Source organism: Bradyrhizobium sp. NBAIM08 (genome assembly GCF_020193935.1).
Classification (GTDB): domain Bacteria; phylum Pseudomonadota; class Alphaproteobacteria; order Rhizobiales; family Xanthobacteraceae; genus Bradyrhizobium; species Bradyrhizobium yuanmingense.
This window is the reverse complement of record NZ_JADYVR010001256.1, coordinates 1-387: the sequence shown is the minus strand read 5'-3', so window position 1 is coordinate 387 and position 387 is coordinate 1. Positions and strand designations below refer to the sequence as shown.

At 70.8% G+C, this 387-nt stretch carries 1 protein-coding gene and 1 pseudogene; both read right to left on the bottom strand.

The features are described 5' to 3' along the window. Window positions 1–183: hypothetical protein (locus I6F37_RS44410; RefSeq protein WP_225155046.1), on the bottom strand; the 183-nt coding region annotated here is incomplete at its 3' end. A gap of 1 nt (window position 184) precedes the next feature. Then, window positions 185–387: pseudogene (locus I6F37_RS44405) on the bottom strand (RNA polymerase factor sigma-54); the annotation flags it as partial.

Below are 387 nucleotides of genomic sequence, written 5' to 3'. Positions count from 1 at the left end.
GTCCACGCCACGCTCGCGGGCGATGCGGTCCGCGTCTTCCGGCCCGAAGTCGATCAAACCGGACCCGCCGGTCGCGTCCGCGCCGGCGACGACGAGGTTGTGGAGCTCGACGAAGGCGTTGAACGCGGGCTCGCGGCCGAAGAGGCCCGCCGGCTCGGGTTCGAGCAGCTCCAGTGGCCCCACGCTACGCGAGGACGATCTGCTTGCGGAGCCGGGCGACCGGGAGGTTCGACTGCTCGCGGTACTTCGTGACCGTCCGCCGGGCGATCGGGTAGCCCTCCGTGGCGAGCATCTCGGCGAGGGCCTGGTCGCTCAGCGGGTGGGCCTTGTCCTCGGCCGCGATCATCCGTTCGAGGAGCGCCTTGACCTCCTTGTTCGAGACCTCCT